Source organism: Neorhizobium huautlense, assembly GCF_002968575.1.
Lineage (GTDB): Bacteria > Pseudomonadota > Alphaproteobacteria > Rhizobiales > Rhizobiaceae > Neorhizobium > Neorhizobium huautlense.
This window is the reverse complement of sequence record NZ_PVBM01000002.1, coordinates 289589-313773: the sequence shown is the minus strand read 5'-3', so window position 1 is coordinate 313773 and position 24185 is coordinate 289589. Positions and strand designations below refer to the sequence as shown.

Here is a 24185-nt window from a genome sequence, read left to right as displayed (position 1 = left end):
CCGCTTTCCGTCTCCCTCAGCAGGGATAACGGAAAATCACGAAGGTAAGAACCGTGATCGAAATCCACCCGTCAGCACGAGTAAGCTCACTTGCGGATATCGAGGATTCGACGCGCGGCACGAAGATCGTGGTCGGCGAGAACAGCGTGATCGACAGTTTCGTCAAGATCAAGCCCGCCGGCGGCAATGGCGATCTCACGTTCGGCCGGTTCTGCTACATCAATAGTGGTTGCGTCTTCTATACCGGCAATGGCATCGAATTCGGCGATCATGTGCTCGTTGCGGCCAACTGCACCTTCGCGCCCGTAAACCATGCCTTCAAGGACAAGGATCGCCTGATTCGCGAACAAGGCTTTCAACCGACCCGGGGCGGCATCCGCATCGAGGACGATGTCTGGATCGGTGCCAATGTGGTGATTCTGGATGGTGCACACCTGCGCAAGGGCTGCGTGATCGCGGCAGGCTCGATCGTTCGGGGGGAAGTCGCACCCTATACGATCGTCGGCGGCAATCCGCTCAAGGTTCTGGGGCATCGCGAATGAGATTCACCGTTCTCGGCGCATCGGGATTTGTCGGACGGCACGTCGTACGGTTTCTGCGCGCGGCCGGTTACGAGGTAATGCCCGTTTCGCGGGACAATTTTGGCGAAGCGCGTGGAGATCTGGGGCACTGCATCTACGCCATCGGGCTAACGGCAGATTTCCGTACCCGTCCTTTCGATACGATCGAAGCGCATGTGACGCTTGCAGCAAACCTCCTGCGCGATGCCGATTTCCAATCGTTCCTCTATCTCTCCTCGACCCGGATCTACGCAAACAGCAGCGATACGCTAGAAGACGGCCTGCTTTCCGCACACCCTTCCAACCCTTCCGACCTCTACAATCTTTCCAAGATGACCGGGGAATCGATCTGCCTGTCGTCAGGGCGGCCGGGCGTACGCATCGCGCGGCTTTCCAATGTCGTAGGCCCGAACGAAGCGGGTTCTGACACATTTGTCGGCGAGCTTTGCCGGGAAGCACAGCAAGGCCATATTCAGCTCCGCACCGCGCTCGATTCTGCGAAAGACTATATCTGGATCGATGACGTGTCCCGCCTGCTGGCCGAGATCGCCATCGCAGGCAGGCAGGCAATATATAATGTGGCGAGCGGCACCGATCTCAGCCATCGGGCGTGGGTTTCTGCCATCGCCAATGCGACGGGTTGTTCCTTCGCCGTCGACGAGAATGCCCCGACCACCAGTTTCCCACCGATCTCCACGGCCAGGATCAAAGACGAATTCGGTTTTACGCCCTCGCCCGTCCTCGATTTCTTGCCATTGGTCCTCAACCGCGAAGCAGCGTAATAGTTGCTGCAAGGCGCACGATAGAGAAGGTAGACACACATGAACCCGATCGAACAATTTCAGCAGGAGCGCAGGGCGACCGCGGAAGGCTATGCCAATGATCAGGAATTTCTTGGGCTAAGCTCTGCCTGGCGCGAGATGTCCATGGCCAAGCGGTATGTCTATAACTTCGATTGGCTCGGGCGCCCGATCATTCAGTATCCGCAGGACATGCAGGCGATCCAGGAGCTCATCTGGGCGACCCGCCCCGACCTTGTGATCGAAACGGGCATTGCCCATGGCGGCTCGCTGATCCTTAGCGCGTCGATGCTTGCGCTGCTCGATATGTGCGATGCCATTGAAGCGGGCACGACGATCGATCCCAAGAAATCAGATCGCAAGGTGATCGGCATCGATATCGACATCCGCACCCATAATCGCGAGGCGATCGAGACCCATCCGATGGCAAGCCGCATCCAGATGTTCGAAGGATCGTCGGTCGCAAAGGAGATCGTCGATGCGGTGCGCGAAGCCGCGGCTCCCTACAAGCGGGTGATGGTCTGCCTTGATTCGATGCATACTCACGAACACGTGCTTGCCGAGCTCGAAGCCTATGCACCACTCGTGACGCCCGGCTGCTATTGCGCGGTGTTCGATACCTTTGTCGAAGACCTGCCGCGCGATTTCTTCAAGGATCGCCCCTGGAACCCCGGCGACAATCCGAAGACCGCCGTTTTCGAGTATCTGAAAAGCCATCCGGAATTCGAGATCGACAAATCCGTCGAAAACAAGCTGCTCGTCACCGTCGCTCCCGACGGTTTCCTGAAGCGGGTGCGATAGTCCGCTCTTCACAGCCCTTCCGGAACATCCGGAAGGGTATCCTTGGACAAAACAAAACCGGCCTGACGATGTCAGGCCGGTTTTGTCGTCGATAGTGGAATGGCGTTATTCCACCACGAAAGATCTGAGCATGATCTTGCTGACCTTGCCTTGCGAGCGAAGATCGACGCGTTCCTGGAGGTCGTCCTTCAGGTATTGGAAGCCGCGCGGCCCCTCGATCTGCTGCAATGAGACGGTCCGCATGTAGGCGAGAATATCCTGATGGATATCTTCAGCGAGGGGCAGTTCCGGCGCGCCCTTGAAGGCGAGCGCCACCTCGAGGCGGATCCAGTTCTCGGACGGATAGGCGAGATTGGTGGTGATCGGCTCAAGGAGAACGACGCCCGCAGCTTCCGTGGAGATATGAGGCAGCCCCTCCTCCTTCTTGCCTTCGCCATGTTCGCCGCCAGCGGCGGCTTCTTCATGCTGCGCTTCGGCCGCCGGATCCTTGGGCGCGATCATTTTGCCGACGAACCAGCCGCCGCCGGCGCCGACAAGCGTGAGGACGGAAAGGCCCGCGATCAGCATTACGGAGCCACCCTTCTTCTTGCCACCGGCTTCGCCTGCCTGTGCTTCTTCCGCCATGGTCTTCAAACCCTCAAAAAGAGATCTCTATACGATACCGTCAGAAGGGCGAGAACAGGTCGACGACCTGCTGGCCGACCGGAGGCTGCTGAACTTCCATCAGACGGCCGCGGCCGCCGTAGGAGATGCGGGCTTCGGCGATCTTGTCGTAGGAAATGGTATTCTGCGAATCGACATCCTGCGGCCGCACGATGCCCGCCACGTTCAGGATGCGGATCTCGTGGTTGACGCGGACTTCCTGGGAGCCGCTGATCAGGAGATTGCCGTTCTCGAGAATGCCGGTGACCACTGCCGCGACCAGCAGCTTGAGGGATTCGGACCGCTTCGTCTTGCCCTTTCCTTCCGAATCCGTGCTCGAATTCGACCCAAGGTCGCCGGTCGCTTCCGCTTCCGGCGTCCAGCCGAAGAGGTTGCTCACGCCGAGCTCCCATTTCAGCCCGGTCGAGTTGGTGCGGCTGCGTTCGGTCTCGTTGTCGAAGGTCGCCTTGTCGTTGATCTTGATGTCGACCGTAAGGATGTCACCGACGTTCAGCGCACGTGCATCCTTGAACAGCGCCGCCTGGCTATCGCTCCAGAGCGAATAGCCGCTTGCAAGCTGCCGCGGCTGCTTCGGATAGGAGGACATCTGCGGCGTCTGCGCATATTGCAGGCCGCTGCCGATCGGACTCATCGACGGCGCATTGCCGATCTCCCTGATCGTCTGGCTTTGGCAGCCGGCCAGAAGGAGAACGGCCATGATGGCTTGAATGCGTTTCGTCATGAGGGCGCTTTCGGAGTATTGGGACGTGCTTTCGAGGTATTCGGATCGGTTGCGCTGGAAATGATCGTGGAGATCATGCCGGCTTTTTCCGGATCCATTTCACTCAGGAAAAGAGCGGACTGACGCGCCGGGAGCTGCATGATGATCGCCGCGGCAATCTCCATTCGCATCTCCTGGAGCTGCGGAGCCGCGGCGTCGGGTTTCATGGTCTTGAACATATCAACGAGGCCGGCCTGGGCGCGCGCAAGGAAGTCGTTGCGGCGCTTCAGCCAGTCCTGGTATTCGGCGGTGCGCTGCTCGAGCGCCTCTATCCGGGCGTCCACGTCCGCCTGCAGCTTTTCGAGCTCCTGCTTCTGCAGCAGATAACGCTGGTCCCGCGCCGCATCGGCGATGTTGGTGCAGAACTTCTGGATCTCGTCGTTGGTGGACGCTTCAGAAATCGTCGCCGGCTGTTGCGCACCCACCTGGGAGACCAACGTAAGGACCGCCGCTGCCGTCAGGACACGTCGTGCAAGCGTCTTGGATACGGATATGGTGAACAGGGTCTCGGTCATTGCAGGACGAGCTCCGCTTGAAGGGCACCGGCAGACTTGATGCCCTGCAGGATGGCGATAATACCATCCGGCTTAACGCCGATGCTGTTGAGGCCGGCCACAAGGGTCCGCAGATCAGGGCCGTTCAAGATCGCGACCTGCCCGCCATCCTTCATCGCCATGATGTCCGTCTGCTCCTGAACTGCGGTCTCGCCGCGGGAGAAAGGCTCAGGTTGAACGATCTGCGGTGTTTCTGTGACCTGCACGGTCAGGGTGCCGTAGCTCACCGCCACGCGGGATACTTTGACATCCGCCCCGATGACGATCGTGCCGGTGCGCTCGTTGACGACAACTTTTGCCGGGGTATCGGTCTCGACCACCAGATTTTCGATCTCGGCCATCAGACGGGTCAGGTCCGCAGATTTCGGCTTCTGGACAATGACTTCCTGGCTGTCGCGCGGTTCCGCAACCGGACCGCCGTAGCGGCGGGACGCAAAGGCGTTGACGCTATCGGCAATTCGTACCGCTGTCGAAAAATCGGGATTGCGCAGCTGCAGGACAAGATTGACCGAGTCCTTGAACTTGGACGGCAGTTCACGCTCGATGATGGCACCGTTTGGAACGCGGCCGGCAGTCGTAACGCCTTCGGTCAGCGTCGCGGCCTGACCCTGGGCGGAAAAGCCGGAAACGATCAAGGCGCCCTGGGCAACCGCGTAAATCTGGCCGTCAGCGCCGGAAAGCGAAGTCATGACCAGGGTGCCGCCGCGCAGAGAGGTGGCGTCGCCGAGGGAGCTGACATTGACGTCGATGCGGCTGCCCGGGCTTGCGAAGGGGGGCAGGTTCGCCGTCACCATTACAGCGGCGACGTTTTTGGCGTTCGCCTGGCTGCCCTGCATTGAGATGCCGAGGTTCTGCAGCATCGCGCGCATCGACTGATCGGTAAATGGAGAGGAGCGCAGACTGTCGCCGGACCCTTGAAGACCGACGACGAGGCCGTAACCGATAAGCTGGTTGTCGCGGCCGGACTGCAGTGAGGCGATATCCTTGATGCGCGCGTTATCGGCGGATGCCGGCACCGCCCATAGAAGCGATCCCATCAGGACAAGAGCGGGGAATAGCCAGTTCTTTTTCATTTCGCCATCACCTGTACCGTGCCGTCAGCCATGACGGTGCCGCTGACCGTGACGCCCGAATCGGTGTTGCGCACGCGGATGACATCGCCGACCGCGGCATTCTCAAGCGGCGAACCCGAGGCCGAGATGGTCATGTTGCCGATTGAGAAGGTCAGGCGGACAGAGGAACCCCGCGTCACGGCAAATGCCTCGCGCAACGCAGAGACCGAAATGGTTCGCCCCGGCAGCAGGGTACGCTTGGCTACCATGCCGACAACTTCGTGGGAGGAGCGGGCGTAATCGCCCGAGAGATTCGGATTGGTGACCTCGACCTCTTCGACCTTGCCGGCGGAAATTTCCTCGCCCGGATAGATGGTCGAGGTCGGCACGACCGCCGTTCCCATTCCGGCAAGAGCGGGCGAACCCGCTCCGGCAAGGAGAGCAGCCAGCAAAGGCATAGCCAGCCTGGCCCCGATCGCATTCTTCCGGCGAAACCTCATGTCTCCCGTCTCCTGTTATTATTTCAGGTTCTTACTGACGATCTGCGCCATCTCATCCGCGGTGGTAATGACCTTGGAATTCATCTCGTAAGCACGCTGGGCTGAAATCAGGTCGGTGATTTCCTTGACGGCATCGACGTTCGACGATTCCAGATAACCTTGCTTCAGATAACCGAAGCCTGGATCTTCCGGCGCGGCAACGATCGGCTCGCCGGATGCCGCGGTCTGTGCAAACAGGTTGTCGCCGAGCGGCTGGAGGCCGGCCTCGTTCACGAAGTTGGCAACCGTCAACTGACCGATTTCGGTGAAATCGCTGGAACTACCGACGCGGACCATGACCTGGCCGGTACGGGTGATCTGGGTTTCACTCACATCCGCCGGAAAGGTGATGTTCGGCACGATCGCATAACCGTCGATCGTGACGAGCTGCCCTTGCGCATTCTTGTTGAAGGCGCCGGCGCGGCTGTAGAGCGTCGTGCCGTCCGGAGACTGGACCTGATACCAGCCGCGGCCGACTATCGCGACGTCGAGGTCGTTTTCCGTATGCGACAGTTCACCCTGGGTGTGGATGTTACGAACGGCGGAGGTTTGCACGCCAAGACCGATATTGGCGCCTTCCGGCACGATCGCCTGGTTGGCACGGTTCGGAACGCCCTGAGCCCGCTCGCTTTGATAAAGCAGATCGGAAAACTCGGCACGCGCGCGTTTATAGCCCGTGGTGTTGATGTTGGCGATGTTGTTCGCGATGACTTCGAGATTGGTCTGCTGGGCATCCATGCCCGTTGCTGCGACGGAAAGCGCTCTCATGTCTTCGTCCTCAAAACTTTAGATCTGCATTTTCGTGATTTCGAGATAGGCCGAGACGATCTTGTCGCGGAGCGACATGGCCGTCTGAAGCGATTGCTGTGCTTCCAGCACCGCATCGACGACTTCACGGGTGTTAGCCTTGCCCTGTATCCCCTTGAAGGACATTGCTTCGGCGCCCTTCAGACTATTCATGGTGTCGGTCGCCATGTCGCCCAGAACCTGGGCGAAGTTCATGCCGGTATTCTCGCCGGGCGTCAGCGATGTCGTGCCGAGCGCCGATCCCGTCGTGGAGCCGATCTCATCGATGCCGTTGCCGAGCGAAAGAGAGCTAACGTTTTGAATTTTTTCGATCATTGTCCGGCCTTCAGAAGGTCAATCGTCGCAGCGATCAATTCGCGCGTCTGCTTGATGGTCTGGATGTTGGCTTCGTAGGAGCGATTGGCTTCGCGCATGTCCGCCATCTCGATCAGCATGTTGACGTTGGGCATCTTGACCATGCCCTTCTCGTCTGCAGCCGGGTTGCCCGGGTCGTATTCCAGAGCGAATTTCGAATTGTCGACGCCGAGCTTCTCGACCTCCACCACGTCGACGCCGCTTGCCTTGTCGAGTTCGGCACCGAAGGTGATCGTCTTGCGACGGTAGGGGTCCGCACCGGGCGTATCTCCGGTCGAGCGGGCGTTGGCGATGTTTTCGGAAACGATGCGCAGGCGGGTCGCCTGTGCTTCCATTCCCGATCCAGCGATCTTCAGCGAGGCTGAAAGCGGATCCATTTGCTTACCTCTTCACTATCATCAGCATCATGCTGTGAAACGACTTCACCAGACCTGTGCTCAGTTCGTATTGGCGCTTGATTTCACCCGTCTTCGACAGCTCATCGGACAGCGAGACGGTATTGCCGGATTCCTGGACGCCGATCTCTTCGTTCAGTTCCGATTCCTTGATTTCGACCTCGTCGCTGATGTTGTTTGCAGCGAAGTGGGAGGCATGGGTGCGAGCCATCGGAACATATGTCTGCTCGAGGACGGCATCGAAGGGCGATACGTCCTTCGCCTTATATTTTGGCGTATTGGCGTTCGCGATATTGCCTGCAACCACCTCCTGGCGCACGGAAAGCCACTCGGCCTGACGTGATGCCATTTCAAAGAGCTGAATCGGTTGCATAGGCTTCTCTCCATTATTTGCCTGAAGCCTAGGCTGGTAACCTTGCGTCGGACTTACGGTCGCGACGTTTGCGTGTCCTGATAGACTTGTCCCGTGGATGTGATGATCACCCATTTGCCGTCACGCTGCTCGAGCGTGGCGAGCTTGCTGTTATCGGGCAGGATCGAACCGACGCGGACCATGTACATGCCCGCGCCGTCCTCGATCAAAGCACGGCCGTTGGCGACATGCAGCAGCTTGAAGCCGCTCTTTCCCGGAAACGGCTGCTCTTCGCGAAAAGCACCCCTGTCACGCGCTTCGCCCACCGATGAGGTGGTGGCGGTCGTCAGAGCATCGGTAGGTTCGGGTGGAGCCGGCCAGTCCTCCTTGGAGCTGTCCGTCATGGCGAGCGGCGAGACATTGACGACCGGACGTCCCGCGCCAGGAGGCAGGTCACGAGTGCGTCCGAGCTCCGTGGTGCGGATGCCGAACTTCTCCTCGTTGAAGAAGACATACCAGGGGAAAGAAGCGGAGGCCGCTGCAAGCGCCACACCAACGGCAATCAGGATCTTGTCGCCAAGCCGCGAGGCGGCCTTTGGCGTTCTGTGCGGAGGTGCGGCCTCGTCTTCGTGGTGTAAGTCGCTCATCCCACAATCACCTTCTTGCTATGGCGGATGGCGGAGTGCCCTGCCCCGCAGCAGCCCGCAGTGCGTTCGCCAGGTCCGCATAGGCGTCGAGAGCCGGCTTTTCCCCCGGCGTCTGTTTCAGGACCTCATAGATGACCGGCACCTGCTTGATCGCCATGTCGAGGTCCGGATCGCTGCCGGCGCGATAACCCCCGATCAGGCGCAGGTCGCGCGTTTCCTCGTAGCGATGCACGAGCGATTTCAGACGTGCGACCAGCTTTTCCTGGTCATCCGTCCACGCCTTTCGGGCCAGACGTGAGATTGAGGCAAGCGGATTGATCGGCGGATAGCGCCCTTCCTCTGCAAGCGAACGGTCGAGCACGATATGCCCGTCCAGAATACCGCGGGTAGAGTCCGCAATCGGGTCATTGTGGTTATCGCCGTCGACGAGGATCGAGATGATTGCGGTGATCGTGCCCGTTCCCTCGACGCCCGGACCGGCGCGCTCCAGCAGGCGCGGCAATTCCGTAAACACCGACGCCGGATAGCCACGGGCGATCGGCGGTTCGCCCGACGCGACGGCGACTTCCCGAATGGCATGGGCAAAACGCGTCACGCTGTCGGCGATGAACAGCACGTTGTCGCCCTGATCCCGGAAGTGCTCCGCAATCGTAATGGCAACCAGCGGCGCCATTTTCCTCAGCATCGGGCTTTCATCGCTGGTCGCGACGACAGCGATCGATTTCGCCATGTTGTCGCCAAGCGTATCCTCAATGAATTCACGCACTTCGCGGCCACGTTCGCCGACCAGCGCGATCACCACCTTGTCGAAGGCATCGGCCCGAGCAAGCATGGACAGCAAAGTCGATTTACCGACACCGGAACCGGCAAAGATGCCGAGACGCTGACCGAGGCAGAGCGGCGAGAAGATATCGATTGCCCTGACGCCGGTCTTGAAACCGGTCTCGACGCGGCTGCGCGTCATCGAGGGTGGCGCGGTGTTGGCGATAGAACGGGGATTGTGACCTTTGGAGATCGGCCCCTTGCCGTCGATCGGCTCACAAAGCGAGCTGATCGTCCGGCCGCACCAGCTATCGTCCGGAGCGACCCGAAAAGCGCCTTTGCGGATGACGGTGTCTCCGATGCCGATCGGTTCGCCCGGCTCGATCGGGCTGACATAGACGATATCCGGCTCGACACGAACGACCTCGCCCAGATGAATACCGGTCGCACTGCGGTGAGCGACGAATTCGCCAAGCCGCACATGCTTCGAAAGGCCGGCAACGGTATAGTGTCCTGCGGCGATGGTCCTGACATGACCACCATGCGCGACAGAAAAGGCAGGGTTGGCATAGCGCCCTACAAGCCCTGCAAGTTGCGCAAGCTTGCCGCCGTTGACTGCATCGAGGATAGCCGCTTCCATCATGGTGGGCTGTCTTTCCTATTAGCTGTTGGATCCGCCGAGCGTCTTGATGGCGGAGCTCATCGAGTTTTCGCTGTCGCGCATCAGAGCCGAAATGCTTTCGAAGGCACGATTGACCTGGATAAGCTGGGTCATCTCACTGATGCCGTTGACGTTGGACTGTTCGACGTAACCCTGCACCACGGAATTCTGCATGCCTTCCAGAACGGGCTGCGGATTGTCGGTCGGAATAACCCCTTCGTTCTCATAGCGAACGAAGCCCTTGGAAATGTCGGCGGTGAAAAGACCGAGAGTGGCGACTGGCTGGTTGTTCTGCATGACGATGCCGTCAGCCCCGACTGTCGGCGGTCCACCGTCACGGTTGAGCTGGATCGGTGCGCCGCCTGCATCCAGGACCGGATAACCCCGGCTGGATCGAAGTTGGCCGGCTTCATCCATGGTGAGACGGCCGTCCCGGGTGAGAACCTGACCCGCCGGCGTGTCGATGGCAAACCAGGCATCGCCCTTGATCGCAAAGTCCAGAGGATTGCCGGTGCGCTGCAGCTCTCCTGTGCGCGTCGACAGATAGTCGTTACCCTGCGTAACGAAGGCCACCTTTGCGTTAAGGTCGTTCTGGGTCTTGCTCAGAACTTCGTCAAATTTGACCTCCGTCGAGCGAAACCCGACGGTGTTCATGTTGGCCATGTTGTCGGCGATCGTGTTCAAGCGGCGCTCGAGCGCGATTTGCGAAGAAATGCCGACGTAAAGTCCGGACTGCATATCATTTGCCTCCGAGTTTCAAATTATTGATCGAGATCAGGAGATCGGTGGAAATCCCGCTCGAGGAAGAGGTGAACAGGCTTGCCGGGTCGTAGCTTTCGGAGGGGTTCTCCAGCTCCCACATGGCGGTGAACCGTTCGAGAAATTTGCCGACCTTGGCCGGATCTTGGAAATCCTCGATATCGACGACCTCTTCGATATATTTTGCCTGTCGGTCGAGGTCCGCGCCAACGATCTCATCGGGCAACTGCAGAGTGGTCCGCATTACTTCCGAGAGAGCATCGTCCGCCAGGATTTCCATGCCGGATTTGATGGTCGGCGCCATACGCTCGAAATAGAGCGCAAGACGCACGCCCATGTTTTCCGCGCCTGCCTCTTCTTCCAGCGTCTGACGCTGAAATTTGTCGACGACGCCCTTCTGGGCCTTTTCGAAGGATGTCGCAGCCGCGCCATGGGCTGCGAAGTTCAGTGATTCCACCAGCGAAGCGTAGCGGCTATCGGAGAGCTTGTTGGCAAAATCGGTATCTGCGTCGGTACCTTCAGCCAGGACCTTGCGGATGAAGGCCTTGGCATAAGCCATATCCTCCAGGCCGTGGGCTTTCAGCGCGTAGTTATAGACGCGGCTGTCGGCCATGAAATCGTCGAGGGTTTTGATGCTGCCGATCTTGGAAAGGTAATATTCCGTCTCGCGCGCAACATCCGGCTTTTCTGCGACCCGCGCCAGCGATTTCGGCAGGTCGCGGCTGATCATGGCATAGCTGGTATAGGTCGTGATCACGATGGCTCACCAAAGTCTGTGGAGCGGGCAATCCGGTCCGATCCTGGCGAGAACTATGCGCAAAGACTTGCGCGAAGCTGTCCGGCTCCCCTTCGTTCAAAGCGCCGAGAGCCAGCCTCACGCAAGCCAGAGACCGTATCCCGAAACCGAACGAAAACGATCGGCACAGGTTCACGATGAATATTATTATCGGCTTTATCATCTCGGTTGGCTGTATCCTCGGTGGCTTCATGGCCATGGGCGGCCACGTTGACGTTCTCGTTCAGCCCTTCGAGCTCATGATCATCGGCGGTGCAGGCGTCGGCGCGTTCATTATGGGCAACCCGATGAAGGTCGTGAAGGATTCGGGCAAGGCGCTTGGTGAAGCCTTGAAGAATGCAGTGCCGAAAGAACGCAATTATCTCGACGTCCTCGGCGTGCTTTATTCTCTGATGCGGGACCTGCGAACCAAGTCGCGCAACGAAATCGAAGCGCATATCGACAATCCAGACGAATCGTCGATCTTCCAGACCGCCCCGACGGTGCTGAAGAACAAGGAACTGACCGCGTTCATCTGCGACTATGTCCGCCTGATCATCATCGGCAATGCCCGTTCACATGAGATCGAGGCGCTGATGGACGAAGAGCTGGACACGATGTTCCAGGACAAGATGAAGCCCTATCACGCGATCACCGCGGTCGGGGATTCCTTTCCTGCCATCGGTATCATCGCGGCCGTTCTCGGGGTCATCAAGGCGATGAGCAAGATCAACGAGTCCCCCGAGGTTCTCGGCGGCCTGATCGGCGCGGCACTCGTCGGCACCATGCTCGGCATCTTCCTGTCGTACTGCGTCTGCAATCCCATCTGCTCGCAGATCAAGATCGTGCGCGGCAAGCAGCAGCGCCTCTACATCATCGTCAAGCAGACCCTGCTTGCCTACATGAACGGTTCCGTGCCGCAGGTCGCGCTGGAATACGGACGCAAGACAATCTCCAACAAAGAACGCCCTTCGATCGATTCGGTCGAGCAGGAAATGATGAATCCTGGCGGTGAAAAGGCGGCATGATGACGACTAGTGAAACGACCCCAACCCTCGCGCCGGGAATGGATCTGGCGCTTCTCGCGAAACTGACCGGCGGACTTGGCGACAAGAGGACCGTCGAAAAGATCAGCAGCGAATTTGCCCAACTCTACATGGAGTTCCTGCCGGATGTCTTTCACAGCGAAACCGGCATCCGCATCGGCGTGTCCTATGTCAGCTGCACATCCGGCCTAATGAACGACCTTGTCGCAGACCTCGGCGACGGGTTCGCGCTGACCGACGGCGGTCTTCGCAACTGGTCCCCCAACTTCGTGCTTGCCTGCGGCAACAGCTTCATCATCGCTCTCATGGAGTTGATGCTGGGAGCGGCACCCGAAACGATTACCCAGCCGATCGATCGTCCGCTGTCCGAGATCGAACTGGATCTCGCCGTGATGGTCTTCGAACGGATTGCTAACGTACTCCGCTCCGGCGTCAACGCGCCGGGCGGTTTTGAGGCAAGCCTCGAGCGTCCTCACAACGCTGAGGACCGACCGAAGCCGGAAGACGTTACCCGTCCTGAATTTGGCGTAGCAATCCGAATGGCGTTCGAACTCGGTTCGACCACCTCGGAATTCGCTCTTGTCATTCCGCAGCGCGCCTTTCTCAAAACCAAGGTGACGACTCCCAAGGCGAAAAACCAGGCTCCCAAGGCAAAACCAGAATGGACCGACCGCATGAATGACCAGGTGCGCCGCTCGAATGTTACGCTGGAAGCCCGTATTCGCCTGCAGAAACTTACTCTGGGCACGATCTCCCGGCTGGCGGCCGGCGACGTGATCGCCTTCCAGGATAAGCGGGATGTCCGCGTCCAGGTCAGTGCCAATGGCAAAGACATGTACTCGTGCGAATTTGGGCGATCGGGCGAACGTTATACAGTCCGCGTAAAGGATAACATCAGTACGGACGACGAGATTCTCAGGCATCTGATAGGTTAGACCCGCACCGGCCTGTACACTTCGGCAGGGCAGGCTGACGCAAGTTTCAACAGGAATAATGACCGCATGGCTACGAAGAAGACACCTCTCACCGAAGACGACGCGCTGATGCCTCTCGACAATGGAGTCGAACTGGATCAGGCCATCGACGATCTGCGCGGCGTCTTGAAGGCTGACGCCGATGGCGGTGTGCCGGGCTTCGACGCCGATTTTGGCGCGTCCGGAACCAGCGACTTTTCAGCAGACGCTCCGGCCTTTGGCGGCGGCTTCGAAGCCCAGACCGATAGCTTCGGCGGCGGTGCTGATTTTGCCGGCGGTACGACCTTCGGCGGCGACAGCAGTTTCGGCGGCAGCGATTTCGGCAGTTCTTCTGCAGGTACGGGTACGGGTTATCAAGAGCCGGGCAGCGCCCTGAACGCAAATCTCGATCTGATCATGGATATCCCGATCGACGTCGAGATCGTGCTGGGCACCAGCCGCATGCAGGTTTCCGGCCTGATGAGCCTTGAAGAGGGCGCCACGATCGCGCTCGACAAGAGAATTGGCGAACCGGTGGAAATCATGGTCAACGGCCGCCGCATCGGCAAGGGCGAGATCACCGTCCTTGAAAATGACGACACGCGCTTCGGTGTCAAACTGACGGAAGTACTGAGCACGAGAAGAACCTGATCCCTGTTCGGGACAGAGAGGGAAGACCATGATGGACTTTGAGGATTTCGGCGGTAGCGCGCTCTCTACAAAACCGTTGTCCCAGGCCGAAAAGGCTGCGGCGGTTCTCCTTGCCATGGGCAAGGGCATCGCCGGCAAACTTCTCAAGTATTTTACCCAGAGCGAGCTGCAGAACATCATCGCATCGGCGCAGACATTGCGGACGATTCCCCCCGATGAACTTCTTCAGCTCGTGAACGAATTCGAGGACCTGTTCACCGAAGGCACCGGCCTCATGGACAATGCCGCGGCAATCGAGGGTATTCTCGAAGCCGGCTTGACCCCGGAAGAAGTGGACGGACTGCTTGGGCGCCGCGCCGCGTTCCAGGGTTACGAAGCCAACATCTGGGACCGGTTGCAGGATGCCGAGCCGGCATTCATCGGCAAGTTCCTGTCACGCGAACATCCGCAGACAATCGCTTACATTCTCTCTCAGATGCCGTCGAGTTTCGGTGCGAAAGTACTACTGCAGCTTCCCGACAGCCGCCGCGCCGATGTCATGAATCGCGCGGTCAACATGAAGGAAGTCAGCCCGAAGGCAGCGCAGATCATCGAAAACCGCGTGGTCGAACTGATTGCCGCCGTCGACGCAGAGCGCAACTCCAACGGCTCCAACAAGGTCGCCGAACTTATGAACGAACTCGAGAAGAGCCAGGTCGACACGCTGCTCAACTCGCTCGAAACGATCAGCAAGGAATCGGTCAACAAGGTCCGCCCGAAGATCTTCCTCTTCGAAGACCTGCTGTACATGCCGCAGCGCAGCCGTGTCCTGCTTTTGAACGACGTCGCATCGGACATCCTGACCATGGCGCTTCGCGGTGCGAGCAACGAGATCAAGGAATGCGTGCTCTCGGCCATCAGCCCCCGCCAACGCCGCATGATCGAAAGCGATCTTCAGGTTCAGCCCGCCAGCCTCAACCCTCGGGAAGTGGCAATCGCCCGCCGCGCGGTGGCGCAGGAAGCGATCCGACTCGCCAATTCCGGACAAATCCTTCTCAAGGAAGAGAAGAAGGACGACGAGAAGCCTGCGGAAGCGGCCTGATCACGAGCAGTGCACGAGGAAGAGACCGGAGCGGGCGACCGCTCCGTTTTCGTTTGTACGTATGCAATCCGACCCCGCTCGCCCACAGTCTTTTTGTTGACTCGATTCGCGGCTAGCTGGCGATCGATTAAGATAGTCGGTGGCGGCGGACGATTCGTTTGAGCCGCGTCCCCGCAATTGGTCGATTGGTCCTGAACCGTGTCGGACGAAGATAAAGACAGTAAAACAGAAAACCCGACCGCCAAGCGAATGACGGAGGCGGCCGAGAAAGGCAATCTGCCCGTCTCGCGCGAGGTGCCGCTGTTTGCGTCGATCCTCGCCTTCTATGTCTTTCTTGTCTTTTTTCTTCCTTCGAGTGTCGCGAGGATCGGCGAAACGCTGAAGGACCTCTTCGAGCAACCGGATCAGTGGCGCCTTGAAAACTCTCCCGACGTCGTCTCGCTCAGCGCCCATCTCGGCTGGGCTGTGGCGGCCTTCCTGGTGCCGGCCATGCTGCTCTTCATCATCTTCGGGCTGGCCTCTTCCTTCGCCCAGAATATGCCGTCGATGGTGCTCGAGAGGGTACGGCCGCAGATGTCTCGTATCTCGCCGGTGAAGGGTTTCACCCGTATCTACAGCGTTCCGGGATTTGTGGAGTTCGGCAAATCGATCTTCAAGATCCTGATCGTCTCGCTCATCATGTATTTCACCCTCCGGGGAGAATATTTCGCCTCGCTCGACGCGATGTTCTCCGATCCGCAGGTGATTTTCGTCAAGCTGAGCTCGATCGTCAGCAAGATGGTGATCGTCGTCATGCTTTCCACGGGCGTGCTGGCTGCGGTCGACGTGATCTGGACACGCTATCACTGGTACCAGCAGCTCAAGATGACTAAGCAGGAGGTCAAGGACGAATACAAGCAGGCTCAGGGTGATCCGATTGTCAAGTCGCGCCAGAGATCGGTTGCCCGCGACCGGGCCCGCCGGCGCATGATCAACAATGTGCCGCGCGCCACATTGGTGATCGCCAACCCGACCCATTATGCCGTTGCGCTGCGTTATGTGCGCGAGGAAAACGATGCTCCGGTGGTGGTGGCCAAGGGTCAGGACCTGATTGCTCTCAAGATTCGCGAAATCGCGGAGTCGAACGGCATCCCCGTTTTCGAAGATCCGCCTCTGGCTCGCTCCATGTTTGCGCAAGTCTCGGTGGATAGTGTTATCCCACCTGCCTTCTACAAGGCGGTGGCAGAACTCGTGCACCGGGTCTACGCGTCCCGGTCGCTCAAGAAACGGACACGCTGAGCGCTATGAAAAAATGCACCTATTCCACCGAACGGGAAGAAATCGTCGCTCAAGCAATCAGCCCGGTGGCCACCGAGCTGCGCCTTCTCGACGCTGGTGACCTTATCTCGCTTCTCCGGTTGGAGTGCTACAGCAGCCTCGCCGATCTCGTCTCGTCCGCAGCCGAGCTGTATTTCCATCCGGGAACGGTGAGTTTCGGCGCGGGAGGCGACTATAAACTGGAATGGAGCGGTCAGCCCGAGGTCGTCCTTGACCTCGAAATCAAGCCGCGCGGCGTGTCGGTCTACGCGCGTTTGACGATTGCCGACCAGAAGGCCGGCCTGGAAATCGATCACATTTCCTTCCAGGAGCCCTCGGACGACCCGGACGATAATACCGCGTTCCTGGCAAGGAGCCTGCAGGAAGCGAAGTTCGTGAGAATGAGCACGTCACAGTGATCGCCGAGCGAGCGATCCCATGTTCGTCCCGCCATCAGTGAATGTAACCGAGCCGGATTGCTTTGGCGATCGCCTGGATGCGATTGACCGAATCGAGCTTGATCGTGGCAGAACCCAGATAGGCATTCACCGTGTGGACGGAGAGGCCTAGGTTTTCAGCAATCTCTTCGCTGATCCGCCCGTCTCCGGCCAATTGCAGGCAGGCAATTTCCCGCTCGCTCAGTGATTCGGCGGGTACGCTTCGCCGCTCATCCAGCGCCAGCAGATCCATCATCACTTGGCAGCTTCTGACGTGCTGGTCGATGACCATGTCGCTCGAGACGTCGATGGACGTGGAGACAAAGGCGACGTAGCCGTTTCCGAGCGCCCCCAGCCGCACCGGAAATGCGATCCCTGAAAAAGGAACGACAGAGGGTTCCAATCGGCGGGTCAGGGGCGAAAAATCCCCCGCGTCGGAAAAACTGGCATTCTCGGAGCCGTCCCAAATCAGAGGAAGGAGCGATACTTCTATGTGTTCGAGCAGGACATCGCCATAGCCGTCGATGAACTGGCTGCTGCCTTCGGTCGTACCGACGCCCCAGTTGTCGAGTTCGGAGACGAGCTTCCGCTTGTTTGGCAGACCCGCACCGGCAATGCGGAAAACCGCGAAGTTGCGCGCCTTCAGGTTCTTCTGCATGGCAACGAGCTTTGGAAAGATATCCGATCGGCTTGAGGCGCGCTGAAGGCGCAGATACTGGATGCTTCCAGGTCCGTCCGCCATGCCGCTGCGCGTATAACTCATCGAAATTCGATCCCTATACCAGGTTGTTCCGCACCGCATAGGCAATCGCCTCGGAGCGGGTTTTCGTTGCCGTCTTGCGCATCACGCTTGTGATGTAGTTGTTGATGGTGTTGCGCGATATGCCGAGGATCACCGCAATTTCATCGCTGGTCTTGCCCTCGGCAATCCAGAAAAGACATTCAAGCTCGCGTTCGGTCAGCTCGAAGTCGCGCTCTGTCCGGGCGTCGGCGTTTTCGGCGAAACTGGCGCCATAGGCTGCCAGCAGTCCCACCTCCTTCAGCCGTTCTTGCGAAAGGATGATCCCCTCCAGAAAGAGAAGCATCAGTGAAAAACGCGTCCTGCCCACGCAGAAGGTCAGCGAGCAATATTGCCGGCTGATATCATCGGGCGGCATCACGTCATCCGGCAGGAGCGAGAAACTGGGCGTCAGGAGCGAAAGACACTTCTCCAGCTCGGTGGAGCGAGCGTAGCCGCTGGCAAGTTCCGACCCCAGGCGACGGACAAGATCGAAAGGCCAGTTGGAAGTCACGATGAAATCGAGGCCCTGCTCCTGGATCAGGTCATATCGGGCAAGAAGAAAGTGGGAAGCGCCAACGTAGTCAGCAAGAAGCCGCATCACTGCCTGGACATTGTTGGAACCAGCCAACACCGAAAGGCGACGAACCAGTTGTTCGCGCGACAGGACCCTGGACCCGACGGATTCCATATAGGGCCGTCCCTCCATCGCCATGTCTATTCCCGACAACTCCATCAGCTACTTGCTCCCAACCACACGACGCATTCCTCATGAACGCGCGCAAGCGGTATTGTCACTGACGCACAACCGTTACCTTGACAAAACGATCCTCGATTTTCGGCAAAACGTCAAAAGTTACTTTCCGCAACCCTTTGTTTTCAGCCGGACAAGGACTTCATTGCTGGCCACCTCCCCGGCCTCGGAAACTCTGCGCGAATCAGGCCATTGTAGGAGAGGCCCGGCGAATTACCATTGGGACCCGCATGGATTTCCCCAACTCCAACCCGGTCCAACTGATTCGTGCATCAGAGGAATGAGCCAAGTCTGTGGCAAGGCTGAAAAAGAAAGGGCCGGACAAGTCCGGCCCTTGGTGATCATATTTTCGTGATGGGGTATCACGCTGCCTTCTCGAGGGCCCATTTGCGGAGAATTTTCGCGGCACGCTCTTCGGAGATTTCCACCATGCGGGCAAGGCGTTTTTCCGGGCCTTCCTTGACACGCCGGTTGAACCCGTCGCCCTCGTCGCCGCCAAGCATATCGCCTGCGCTGTCGAACCCGAAGTCCGAACCGAAGCCATCCATAAGTGCGGGACCGCCTCCGACCGGAGAGAAGTCCGGCAGTTCGAGACCTGCCCCTTCGGTGGCCGCCTCGCCTGCAACTCCGTTGCCGCTGACGGTGCGGATGAGCGGGCGGAGGCCGAGCCAGACCACCAGGAAGGCAACTCCCACGAAGGCCAGCGAGTTGATGATGCCGCCGATGTTGCGGGTCAGCACATCCATCAGGCCGGGACCGTCTGCGGCCTCTTCGAGCAGCTGGTTCTCGAGGAAGTCCATCGCAGTCAACGTGACCACGTCGCCGCGGTTGGAACTGATACCAGCGGCCGACGAGACGATCTTCTGCATTTCGGCAAGATAGGCATCGATCTTCGCCTGGTCGACCGGCTCGCCGACCATCTTGGCGATCCGGCCCTTGTTGACCACCACCGCAACCGAGACCTTTTCGATCTGATAGCTGTTGCGCGTCGTGGCCGTAGTCTTCTGGTTGATCTCGTAGTTGGTCTGCTCTTCCTTCTTGTCGGACTGGTCGGAAGATTGCGGACCGTTGGCGCCACCCGGCTCCGGCGCCGCCTGAGGAACGTTCTGTTCGACGGTAGTTGCGTTATCGTTCTGGGTCTGCTGAGACTTCGAAACTTCCTTGGTGGTGCGCACCGAACGCTCGACGCGCGAATTCGGATCGAAGACTGTCTCCTGGACCTGTTGGCTGTCCGTATTGAGAGAAGCCGTTACGCTTGAACGGAAGTTGTCCATTCCGAGGAACGGCGCGAGCGCCTTGTCGATATTATTTTCGATTTCCTGCTGAACATTTTGAATGATGCTCAGCGATTTGTTCATCTCGCTGCCGCCGAAATCGTCGCCGGAAGCAAGCAGCTGGCCGGTCGAATCGAGGATTGTGACATCGTCGACATCAAGGCCGGGAACGGCCGATGCCACGAGGTGACGAATGGACGATGCGGCCTTGCGGCCGGCCGTCGTACTGGCGCGGATCATCACCGACGCGGACGGCTTTTGTTCGCCCCTGCGGAAATTGCCGACATCCGGCATCACGATATGAACACGCGCGGCGGAGACGCCGCTGATTTGCTGGATCGACCGGCCGATTTCGCCCTCGAGTGCCCGGACCCGCGTTACTTCCTGCATGAAGGAGGTCAGGCCGAGGGAGCCGACATTGTCGAAAAGCTCGTAACCGGCATTCGTGCTGTTCGGAAGACCCCGTTCGGCAAGCAGAAGGCGAGCCTTGCTTGTGGTACCCACCGGAACCTGAATGCTCGATCCATCGCCGCCGACTTCGAAGTCCATGTTCGCTTCAGCCAGCGCCATGGTGACCTGGTTCAGGTCGGCAGTGTCCAGATTGACATAGAGGGACTCATAGGAGGGCTTGTTTACAAAGATGGCCGCGGCAAGGACGATTGCAATCGAGACAACGCCGACGGCACCCAGAGCAATAAGTCGCGTCTGGCCCAGATTGGCCAGATTTTTAAAGACTTGTGAAAATTGAGCCAACAGATTCATTCTGTTCCCACACCGCCAAACAAGGAAATAGAGCTTTCGCTCAAGCCGACCCTAGGGGGCGAAGCTTGTGCGAGCGTTTCGCAGGCGATGGGAATGAAAATTGCAGGCGGAAGGGTAAACCGCGACGGTGTGAGGGGCCGAAAAAGGCCGTTAGAAGAAGTCGAAGTCGCCTGCGGCCTTGCTCAGGGGCTGGGAATGGCCGTGGCGCATACCGTTCGCCAGAGCCTTCTGCATGTCGGCCAGCTTGACGAGGCTGATCGCGGTCGAGACATCGACGGTCCAGCTTTCCGGAATGGTGCCGGTAATCGTATCGATAAATTCGGCAATACCGCGCGTCTTCTGCACGGCCAGATCGATGCCCTGCAATACTTTGATGCTGTCGGGAGATTCCAGGATGGCCATGCCCCCAAGTTCCAGCAGCTGGGGCTCGATGCGTTCGATCAGATAGGCGACGTCGTGAAGCTCCGACACCAGCCGCATCAAAATCTCGGGTAGCGCCTCCTCCAAGGGAGCGCCTGGCGGCTTCGCGTTGTCGGTCATATTGTTCCTCGTGCCTAAAAGAATTCGATCGAACTTTCGACGGGCTTCGGCGCCGCACGAGCCGGGCGCATCTCCAGTGCCACGGTCCGTTGAGCCTCAGCGCCGGTCAGCGGATACTGACGTGCCCGCCCGCTGATGGGCCAATATTCCAACTTGCGCCCGTGCTCCCCTCCGGTGGAAGAGCCAACAACCGGAATCCCTTCATCCTTGAGAAACTGCATCGCGAATGCTGCATTCTGTTCGCCGACGTTCGAGAAGCTCGCTATCGTCTTTGCGCCACCGAATATTTTTGCTTCCAGCCGGTCGCGTCGCGCCCCCTGCTTGAGGAGACCGTTGATCAGGAGCTCCATCAGATGCACGCCATACCGAGTGGCATCGCCGCCCGATGCCATGGCGCCACCCGAACCGGGAAGCAGGAAATGGTTCATGCCGCCGACGCCGGCGACAGGATCACGAAGACATGCAGCCACGCATGAGCCCAATATCGTCGAAAGTACGACATTCGGATCGTTTACGACCTTGTACTCCCCCTGAATGATATGGACACGCTTGGCCGCAATGGCATCGTTCATTTCAATGCTCCAAACACCGCCTCGATGGCGGCCTTCATCTTCTCGATCGTGAACGGTTTGGCGAGGACGTTGTTTGCCCCGAGTTGGGCTGCCCTCTGCACCAGTGCGCGATCGCCTTGAGCGGTCAAAATGATAAAGGCTGCTTTTTTCGTGTTCGGATTGCTGCGGACGGCTTGCAGGAAGCCGATGCCATCCATCTTCGGCATGTTGAAGTCCGAAATCACGAGATGGTGCGGCTGCTCGGCCATGATCTTCATACCCTGCTCACCATCACCGGCCGCAGTGATCTGCTTGAAGCCGAGCTGTGTCAGGGCGTCGCTGAGCAGCAGGCGGCTGGTCACCTGATCGTCGACGATCAGAACTTTAATTTTTTCAGCGAGAGACATTATTCGGTACCTTCTTTTCGGGCGGCTGTTAACTTCAACACTTCTTCTCCTATGGAGCCTAACGGCAGCTGTTGCTCGACGGCCCCAATTTCATGGGCGACCCTCGGCATGCCGTAGACCACACAGGTCTTTTCGTTCTGTCCGACCGTGCGCGCGCCCGCATTGCGCATCTTCAGCAGACCGGCAGCTCCGTCGCGCCCCATGCCTGTCAGGATAACCCCGACCGCATTGCGGCCTGCCAGATCGGCAACCGAGTCGAAGAGAACATCCACGGAAGGCCTGTGGCCATTCACCGGATCTCTTTCGACCAGCCGACAACATGGCGCCGACGGATTGGCTACCTGCAGGTGCCGGTCACCACCGGGCGCGAGATAGATCTTGCCGATCTCCAGCCGCGCGCCATCGGTCGCTTCCTGCACCACAGGAGCACAGATACGATTAAGACGTTCAGCAAAACTTTTGGTAAACGTCGAAGGCATATGTTGAGTAATAACGGTCGGCGGGCAGTTCTGCGGGAACTTTTGTAGGACCGTAATGAGCGCCTCTACACCACCAGTTGACGAACCGATCGCCACAACCTTTCGTCCGACCCGATATTCGGTCGCCGGGGTCACCGCCGGGGACGGAGCGGCTGCGCTCCGGCGATGACCGGACCGGGCAGCGGCCTTCACCTTTTCGGCGAGATCCATGAAGGGACGGGAATCTCCGGGGCTCGGCTTGCCGACACAGTCGAATGCGCCGATCTCCAGTGCGGCAAGCGTTGCGTTGGCACCCTGATGCGTCATGGCAGAAACCATGATCACCGGCATCGGCCGCAATCGCATGATCTTCTCGAGGAATTCCAGCCCGTTCATATTGGGCATCTCGATATCCAGGGTCACGACGTCCGGATTGAGCTGTTTGATCGCCGCACGCGCTTCCAGTGCATCACCGGCCTGGCCAACGACATTGACCTCGGGATCGGAATTGAGAACCGCGGTGATCAATCCGCGCATGGTGGGCGAGTCGTCAACGACGAGAACGCGAGCCGGAGCGCTCATGCTTTCCTCCCTGCGTTCTTGCCGACATACCGATAGGTGGTGATGCCAATGTTATCGAACAGATTTTTCGCCTCGCCGGAGACCCGTTCGGAGTGACCGATATAAAGGTGACCGCCATCGCATAGCTGCGAAGCGAAGCGCGACCAGATCTTCATCTGCGTCGGCTCATCGAAGTAGATGACGACGTTGCGGCAGAAGATGACGTCGAAACTTCCCTTGAAAGGCCACTGCGCCATCAGGTTCAATTCGTTGAAGGTGATGAGCTTCTTGACCTTGTCGTCGATCTGCAGCTTGCGTCTGCCGCCTGCGTCAACCTCGCGAAACCACTGCTTGCGCATGGCCGGCGTCATGGTTTCCGTGGCGTTTTCGTCGTAGATGCCGGCTCGGGCGGCAGCCAGGATCTTGGGGTCGATATCGGTCGCAAGAATCCGGAAATCGTAGTCTACGGCGTTCGGCAAAAGCGACAATACCGTCAGCGCGATGGAATAGGGCTCCTGACCGTCGGAACAGGCTGCCGACCAGATGCGCACACGACCGCCGGTCTTGGCCCTGTTGATAAGCCCCGGCAGGACTTCGTCGCGCAGGTGCTCGAAATGATGGTTCTCGCGGAAGAAGCGCGTGAAGTTGGTCGTCAGATGCGAAAGCATCTCGCGGCGCGCCGCCGCACCTTCCGGCGATGCCACAAGCTCACAATAGTCCCTGAACCCGCGCAATCCCAATGCACGGATGTGCTTGGACAAACGAGAGTAGACGAGCGACGCCTTGGAATCGTTGAGATAGATACCTGCATCCGAATAGATCATCGCCGCAATGTCGGACAGGTCGCGGCGCGTCAGTGGATATTCTCCACTGGCCAGCACCTCGTCCGGTGACTGTCGGCTTTCAATGGCCCCCAAAGGCTTCATGCAGCTTCGCTTTCCTTTTCCGGGAATAGGGCATCCAGCTCGATCATGCAGATCATCCGCTTGTCGATGGCAAGAATTCCCCGGGCATATTGTTTCTCCAGATCGGACGAAATTTCCGGAACCGGCTGGATATTCTCCTCGGTGATCGTAAGGATATCGGAAACTGCCTCGACAAGCAGGCCGACGACGCGGCTCTTGACCTGCGCCACGATGATCACGTGGCGCGCCGTTGGCTCTGCTTCCTGCATCCCGAGACGAGCCGACAGATCGACAATCGGCAGAACCGCGCCGCGCAGGTTGATGACGCCCAAAACATAAGCCGGCGCATGCGGCATCGGCGTGGCTGGCGTCCAACCCCGGATTTCCCGGACGGACATGATGTTCACGCAGAATTCCTGATCACCGATACGGAAGGCGATCAGCTCCCGGCTTCCCTGGACAAGGTTTTTCACGGCGTACGACATACCAA

General features: G+C 58.9%; 31 protein-coding genes. 9 read left to right on the top strand and 22 right to left on the bottom strand.

What is annotated here, in order from left to right:
- The first annotated feature begins 53 nt into the window (after window positions 1-53).
- The 3 genes from C5L12_RS03710 to C5L12_RS03700 are packed head-to-tail and all read left to right on the top strand — an operon-like array spanning window position 54 to window position 2161.
- On the top strand, window positions 54-542 hold the full coding sequence (locus C5L12_RS03710; RefSeq protein WP_105370653.1) for an acyltransferase: 489 nt from the start codon (window positions 54-56) through the stop codon (window positions 540-542).
- On the top strand, window positions 539-1342 hold the full coding sequence (locus C5L12_RS03705; protein WP_105370652.1) for an NAD-dependent epimerase/dehydratase family protein: 804 nt from the start codon (window positions 539-541) through the stop codon (window positions 1340-1342). Before C5L12_RS03710 ends, C5L12_RS03705 begins: the two co-directional genes overlap by 4 nt.
- 39 nt (window positions 1343-1381) lie before the next feature.
- Window positions 1382-2161, top strand: coding sequence for a cephalosporin hydroxylase family protein (locus C5L12_RS03700; RefSeq protein ID WP_105370651.1), 780 nt, complete (start codon window positions 1382-1384; stop codon window positions 2159-2161).
- A 105-nt stretch (window positions 2162-2266) separates the two neighbouring features.
- On the opposite strand, the gene C5L12_RS03695 is transcribed toward C5L12_RS03700, so the two are convergent.
- Genes C5L12_RS03695 through C5L12_RS03635 form a run of 13 tightly spaced genes read right to left on the bottom strand, consistent with a single transcriptional unit; the run spans window position 2267 to window position 11223 of the window.
- Complete coding sequence (locus C5L12_RS03695) at window positions 2267-2785, bottom strand: flagellar basal body-associated FliL family protein (RefSeq protein ID WP_105370650.1); 519 nt, start codon at window positions 2783-2785, stop codon at window positions 2267-2269.
- A 40-nt stretch (window positions 2786-2825) separates the two neighbouring features.
- On the bottom strand, window positions 2826-3545 hold the full coding sequence (gene flgH / locus C5L12_RS03690) for a flagellar basal body L-ring protein FlgH (RefSeq protein WP_105370649.1): 720 nt from the start codon (window positions 3543-3545) through the stop codon (window positions 2826-2828).
- Window positions 3542-4099, bottom strand: coding sequence for a MotE family protein (locus C5L12_RS03685; protein WP_105370648.1), 558 nt, complete (start codon window positions 4097-4099; stop codon window positions 3542-3544). Before C5L12_RS03685 ends, flgH begins: the two co-directional genes overlap by 4 nt.
- Complete coding sequence (locus C5L12_RS03680; RefSeq protein WP_105370647.1) at window positions 4096-5211, bottom strand: flagellar basal body P-ring protein FlgI; 1116 nt, start codon at window positions 5209-5211, stop codon at window positions 4096-4098. The genes C5L12_RS03685 and C5L12_RS03680 overlap by 4 nt, the downstream gene beginning before the upstream one ends.
- Window positions 5208-5690 carry a flagellar basal body P-ring formation chaperone FlgA gene (flgA, locus tag C5L12_RS03675; protein ID WP_105370646.1) on the bottom strand — a complete coding sequence of 161 codons (483 nt, stop codon included), beginning with the start codon at window positions 5688-5690 and terminating at the stop codon, window positions 5208-5210. The genes C5L12_RS03680 and flgA overlap by 4 nt, the downstream gene beginning before the upstream one ends.
- 18 nt (window positions 5691-5708) lie before the next feature.
- Complete coding sequence (gene flgG / locus C5L12_RS03670; RefSeq protein ID WP_105370645.1) at window positions 5709-6497, bottom strand: flagellar basal-body rod protein FlgG; 789 nt, start codon at window positions 6495-6497, stop codon at window positions 5709-5711.
- An 18-nt stretch (window positions 6498-6515) separates the two neighbouring features.
- A complete protein-coding gene (fliE, locus tag C5L12_RS03665) occupies window positions 6516-6851 on the bottom strand; it encodes a flagellar hook-basal body complex protein FliE (protein WP_105370644.1) in 336 nt (111 codons plus the stop codon).
- Window positions 6848-7267, bottom strand: coding sequence for a flagellar basal body rod protein FlgC (gene flgC, locus C5L12_RS03660; protein ID WP_105370643.1), 420 nt, complete (start codon window positions 7265-7267; stop codon window positions 6848-6850). The genes fliE and flgC overlap by 4 nt, the downstream gene beginning before the upstream one ends.
- A gap of 4 nt (window positions 7268-7271) precedes the next feature.
- Window positions 7272-7658: a flagellar basal body rod protein FlgB gene (gene flgB / locus C5L12_RS03655; RefSeq protein ID WP_105370642.1), complete on the bottom strand. Its 387-nt coding sequence runs from the start codon at window positions 7656-7658 to the stop codon at window positions 7272-7274.
- Window positions 7659-7711: 53 nt separating this feature from the next.
- On the bottom strand, window positions 7712-8284 hold the full coding sequence (locus C5L12_RS03650) for a flagellar protein (protein WP_105370641.1): 573 nt from the start codon (window positions 8282-8284) through the stop codon (window positions 7712-7714).
- Between the two features lie 7 nt (window positions 8285-8291).
- Window positions 8292-9689: a flagellar protein export ATPase FliI gene (gene fliI, locus C5L12_RS03645; protein WP_105370640.1), complete on the bottom strand. Its 1398-nt coding sequence runs from the start codon at window positions 9687-9689 to the stop codon at window positions 8292-8294.
- 18 nt (window positions 9690-9707) lie between these two features.
- Window positions 9708-10445 (bottom strand): flagellar basal-body rod protein FlgF, encoded by a 738-nt coding sequence (flgF, locus tag C5L12_RS03640; RefSeq protein ID WP_105370639.1) that lies wholly within the window; start codon window positions 10443-10445, stop codon window positions 9708-9710.
- A gap of 1 nt (window position 10446) precedes the next feature.
- On the bottom strand, window positions 10447-11223 hold the full coding sequence (locus C5L12_RS03635; RefSeq protein WP_165924092.1) for a DUF1217 domain-containing protein: 777 nt from the start codon (window positions 11221-11223) through the stop codon (window positions 10447-10449).
- 176 nt (window positions 11224-11399) lie between these two features.
- Between C5L12_RS03635 and motA the strand changes: the two genes are divergently transcribed.
- From motA to C5L12_RS03605, 6 genes are all read left to right on the top strand, one after another.
- Window positions 11400-12269 (top strand): flagellar motor stator protein MotA, encoded by an 870-nt coding sequence (gene motA / locus C5L12_RS03630; RefSeq protein ID WP_105370638.1) that lies wholly within the window; start codon window positions 11400-11402, stop codon window positions 12267-12269.
- Window positions 12269-13222 (top strand): FliM/FliN family flagellar motor switch protein, encoded by a 954-nt coding sequence (locus C5L12_RS03625; RefSeq protein WP_105370733.1) that lies wholly within the window; start codon window positions 12269-12271, stop codon window positions 13220-13222. Before motA ends, C5L12_RS03625 begins: the two co-directional genes overlap by 1 nt.
- 66 nt (window positions 13223-13288) lie before the next feature.
- Entirely contained in the window at window positions 13289-13891 is a 603-nt protein-coding gene (gene fliN, locus C5L12_RS03620) for a flagellar motor switch protein FliN (protein WP_105370637.1), read from the top strand.
- 28 nt (window positions 13892-13919) lie between these two features.
- Window positions 13920-14972: a flagellar motor switch protein FliG gene (gene fliG / locus C5L12_RS03615; protein WP_105370636.1), complete on the top strand. Its 1053-nt coding sequence runs from the start codon at window positions 13920-13922 to the stop codon at window positions 14970-14972.
- 198 nt (window positions 14973-15170) lie between these two features.
- Window positions 15171-16250, top strand: coding sequence for a flagellar biosynthesis protein FlhB (flhB, locus tag C5L12_RS03610; RefSeq protein ID WP_105370635.1), 1080 nt, complete (start codon window positions 15171-15173; stop codon window positions 16248-16250).
- 5 nt (window positions 16251-16255) lie between these two features.
- The gene (locus tag C5L12_RS03605) at window positions 16256-16687 is read left to right on the top strand and encodes a hypothetical protein (RefSeq protein ID WP_105370634.1); all 432 of its coding nucleotides are present in this window, start codon (window positions 16256-16258) and stop codon (window positions 16685-16687) included.
- A 34-nt stretch (window positions 16688-16721) separates the two neighbouring features.
- Here the strand turns inward: C5L12_RS03605 and visR are convergent, their stop codons facing one another.
- The 9 genes from visR to C5L12_RS03560 form a co-directional block, all read right to left on the bottom strand.
- Window positions 16722-17468 (bottom strand): transcriptional regulator VisR, encoded by a 747-nt coding sequence (visR, locus tag C5L12_RS03600; protein WP_105370633.1) that lies wholly within the window; start codon window positions 17466-17468, stop codon window positions 16722-16724.
- Between the two features lie 13 nt (window positions 17469-17481).
- Entirely contained in the window at window positions 17482-18219 is a 738-nt protein-coding gene (gene visN / locus C5L12_RS03595; protein ID WP_105370632.1) for a transcriptional regulator VisN, read from the bottom strand.
- A 380-nt stretch (window positions 18220-18599) separates the two neighbouring features.
- The gene (gene fliF / locus C5L12_RS03590) at window positions 18600-20273 is read right to left on the bottom strand and encodes a flagellar basal-body MS-ring/collar protein FliF (RefSeq protein WP_105370631.1); all 1674 of its coding nucleotides are present in this window, start codon (window positions 20271-20273) and stop codon (window positions 18600-18602) included.
- A gap of 150 nt (window positions 20274-20423) precedes the next feature.
- Window positions 20424-20813 (bottom strand): chemotaxis protein CheT, encoded by a 390-nt coding sequence (gene cheT, locus C5L12_RS03585; RefSeq protein ID WP_105370630.1) that lies wholly within the window; start codon window positions 20811-20813, stop codon window positions 20424-20426.
- Between the two features lie 14 nt (window positions 20814-20827).
- A complete protein-coding gene (gene cheD, locus C5L12_RS03580) occupies window positions 20828-21385 on the bottom strand; it encodes a chemoreceptor glutamine deamidase CheD (protein WP_105370629.1) in 558 nt (185 codons plus the stop codon).
- Window positions 21382-21771 carry a response regulator gene (locus C5L12_RS03575; protein ID WP_105370628.1) on the bottom strand — a complete coding sequence of 130 codons (390 nt, stop codon included), beginning with the start codon at window positions 21769-21771 and terminating at the stop codon, window positions 21382-21384. Before C5L12_RS03575 ends, cheD begins: the two co-directional genes overlap by 4 nt.
- Window positions 21771-22811 carry a protein-glutamate O-methylesterase CheB gene (cheB, locus tag C5L12_RS03570; RefSeq protein WP_105370627.1) on the bottom strand — a complete coding sequence of 347 codons (1041 nt, stop codon included), beginning with the start codon at window positions 22809-22811 and terminating at the stop codon, window positions 21771-21773. The genes C5L12_RS03575 and cheB overlap by 1 nt, the downstream gene beginning before the upstream one ends.
- Window positions 22808-23716, bottom strand: coding sequence for a protein-glutamate O-methyltransferase CheR (cheR, locus tag C5L12_RS03565; protein ID WP_105370626.1), 909 nt, complete (start codon window positions 23714-23716; stop codon window positions 22808-22810). The genes cheB and cheR overlap by 4 nt, the downstream gene beginning before the upstream one ends.
- Window positions 23713-24180 carry a chemotaxis protein CheW gene (locus C5L12_RS03560; RefSeq protein ID WP_105370625.1) on the bottom strand — a complete coding sequence of 156 codons (468 nt, stop codon included), beginning with the start codon at window positions 24178-24180 and terminating at the stop codon, window positions 23713-23715. The genes cheR and C5L12_RS03560 overlap by 4 nt, the downstream gene beginning before the upstream one ends.
- Window positions 24181-24185 lie beyond the last annotated feature (5 nt).